Origin of the sequence: Actinokineospora sp. (assembly GCF_050699995.1) — a bacterium.
Taxonomy (GTDB): Bacteria; Actinomycetota; Actinomycetes; order Mycobacteriales; family Pseudonocardiaceae; genus Actinokineospora.
The window spans coordinates 1-2,559 of the sequence record NZ_JBOHGC010000571.1 but is presented as its reverse complement, the minus strand read 5'-3'; the positions used below and the strand labels follow the sequence as shown (position 1 = coordinate 2,559).

The following is a 2,559-nucleotide window of genomic DNA, read 5'->3' as shown; positions in this document are numbered from 1 at the left end:
GGTGTTCGCGGGGCTTCGCTGTGGGGTGGGTTACTCGGTGGGGGTGCCGTTGTTTTGCTTGGCTACCTCGGCGTGGACCTCGGCCATGTCCACGGCCTTCACCTGGGTGATCAAATCCTCCAGGGCGGGCGCGGGAAGGGCGCCGGGCTGGGCGTAGAGGACAACGCCCTCGCGGACGGCCATGACCGTCGGGATCGATGAGATGCCGAAGGCCTGCGCCAGCTGCTGCTGGGCCTCCGTGTCGACCTTGGCGAAGACGACATCGTCGTGCTGCTCCGACGCCTTCTCGAAAGTCGGGGCGAACTGGCGGCACGGGCCACACCAAGCGGCCCAAAAGTCCACCAGGACGGTGCCACCACCGCCCACGACCTCATCGAAGTTCTCGGTGGTCAATTCGACCGTCGCCACAGGACCTCCTAGGTAAGGGCGTGCTGTCTGCGGTTCAACGAACAACGCCCACGGAACATTCCCTACCCCAACTTGGCCCGGATACCCGCCTCCGCCCGGCGGTATGCCTCATCGTCGCCAGTGAGGACCGACACCGCGTTCGACGCCCGGGCCAGAGCGTCCACCTCGAACGCCAACTGCGCGGCGTCGGTGTCCGCGGGCAACTGCCCGCGCTCGACCGCCTCCTCGACCATGCCGACGAGCACGGCCATCCAATTGCGGAAAGACCCCACGACCGCGTCATGCACCCGGCCTTCGCGGGCGTCGAACTCAGCCGACGCGGCGGCGAGGAAACAACCACCGGGGAAGATGCGGGTCCGCGAATACGTGATCCAGTTGTCGACCAGCGCCCGCAGCCTCGGCAACCCCGGCTCGGCGGCACGCGCCGGGCGGATCACGCGCTCGACGAACACCTCCTCGGCGTAGGCCAGCGTCGCGAGCTGCAGGTCCTCCTTCGAGCCGAAGTGGGCGAAGATGCCGCTCTTGCTCAGCTCCAACTCGCCCGCGAGCCTGCCGATCGTCAACCCGTCCAGCCCCTCGACGGACGCGATTTCCGCGGCGCGGCGCAGCGTGACGCGCCGCGTCTCCGCGCCCCGGGCCAGTCGACCGTCCATGCGAGCAATCTAGACGACCCGACGATCATGTGGAACTATCTGACCGATCGTTCGTACTTATTTCTGGAGGGGTCATGGACATCAGGGCACTGGACCGCCGGGCCGTCGAGGTCACCGGCGCGATCATCGACCGGCTCACCGACGAGCAGCTCGACCTCGCGTCGCCCTGCTCGGAATGGACCGTCCGCGGCGTCATCGGGCACATGGTCAGCAACAACCACGGGATGCTGGCCAAGATCGCGGGGCAGGAGCCGCCCGCAGAGGCCGGGCTGAGCGCGGACCCGCGGGTGGACTTCCGGGAGACCGCGGAGGCGTTCTTGGTGGCCTTCGGAGGCGACGAGGCGCAGGAGGCCCCGTTCGAGCTGCTCGGCGTCGACCGCACCGGCGCGGTGGCGCAGTCGGTGCACTTCGCCGACGTTCTCGTGCACGCGTGGGACATCGCGTCGGCTGCCGGGATCGATCTGCGGTTCGACGAAGACCTCGCCGAGGCGGCGGTCAAGGTCGTCAGTCGCTTCCCCGAGGAACTGTGGGGCCCTGGCGGCGCTTTCTCCGCTCGGCTGCCCGCGGCGGAGGGCGCGTCCGCGCACGAGCGGCTGCTCGCGCTGACCGGGCGGGCGCCGGTGGCCTCAGCCGCCTGACGGCCGGTAGGCGCTCACGGTGACCGACCCGGTCACCGTGAGCGGATCGGCCAACGCCCCGACTCGCTCACGGAACTCGGCGGCAACGGTGTGGAAGGCGTTGGGGCCCATGCCCACGAGCGTCGTGACGTCGTCGTGCGACAGGGTCATCGAGAACTCGCGGTCGGTCTGCTCGATCAGGTCGAAGTGCGGAGCCAGACGTTCGTCGATGCGGCTCTGCTTGTCCTCCTCGACCGCCAGTAGGTCCAAAGTGGACACAAGTTCGCCCAGGTGTCGAGAGGTCGGGGCCACCACGACCAGGGTGCCCTCGGACCGCAGGATGCGCCGCAGCTCCGCGGGGTTGCGCGGGGCGAAGACGTTGAGTACGAGGCCCGCGGCGGCGGGCTGGACCGGCAGCGGCTGCCATGCGTCGCAGCCCACCGCGCCGATCAGGGGGTGGGCGCGGGCGGCCTGGCGCAGGGCGGGCTTGGAGGCGTCCAAGGCGAGCCCTGCGCGGTCGCCGAAGCGGTCGAGGACGGCCGCGAGGTAGTAGCCGGTGCCCGCGCCGACGTCGACGACGCAGCCAGGCCCCGGCCGGGCGGCGTCGGTGATCGCCTCGACGATTGGGGCGTAGTGGCCGGCGCCGAGGAAGGCCGCGCGCGCGTCGACCATCTCGGGGGTGTCCCCGGTGAATGTCGAGGCGCCGCGCAGCAGGCTCACGTAGCCCTGGCGGGCGATGTCGAAGCTGTGCGACCGCGCGCACCGCAGCGTCCCGGACTCGATGGCCAGGGCGCCGGCGCACAGCGGGCAGGCCAGGAACGGGACGGCGTCGGCGAGCATGGGGCGACCCTACGACGAAGGCCCGGGCGACAGTGTCGCCC

4 protein-coding genes are annotated in these 2,559 nt (G+C 70.5%); 1 reads left to right on the top strand and 3 read right to left on the bottom strand.

From position 1 onward, the window contains the following. Window positions 1-30 precede the first annotated feature (30 nt). On the bottom strand, window positions 31-408 hold the full coding sequence (gene trxA / locus ACRDSQ_RS27740) for a thioredoxin (RefSeq protein WP_431425070.1): 378 nt from the start codon (window positions 406-408) through the stop codon (window positions 31-33). Window positions 409-470: 62 nt separating this feature from the next. Beyond that, window positions 471-1,061, bottom strand: a complete 591-nt coding sequence (locus ACRDSQ_RS27735; protein WP_431425068.1) for a TetR family transcriptional regulator C-terminal domain-containing protein — start codon at window positions 1,059-1,061, stop codon at window positions 471-473. Between the two features lie 74 nt (window positions 1,062-1,135). Here ACRDSQ_RS27735 and ACRDSQ_RS27730 point away from each other — a divergent pair, with 74 nt between their 5' ends. Beyond that, window positions 1,136-1,699 carry a TIGR03086 family metal-binding protein gene (locus tag ACRDSQ_RS27730; RefSeq protein ID WP_431425067.1) on the top strand — a complete coding sequence of 188 codons (564 nt, stop codon included), beginning with the start codon at window positions 1,136-1,138 and terminating at the stop codon, window positions 1,697-1,699. On the opposite strand, the gene ACRDSQ_RS27725 is transcribed toward ACRDSQ_RS27730, so the two are convergent. Then, window positions 1,688-2,518, bottom strand: coding sequence for a putative RNA methyltransferase (locus ACRDSQ_RS27725; protein ID WP_431425065.1), 831 nt, complete (start codon window positions 2,516-2,518; stop codon window positions 1,688-1,690). The two genes, ACRDSQ_RS27730 and ACRDSQ_RS27725, sit on opposite strands and share 12 nt — an antisense overlap. Window positions 2,519-2,559 lie beyond the last annotated feature (41 nt).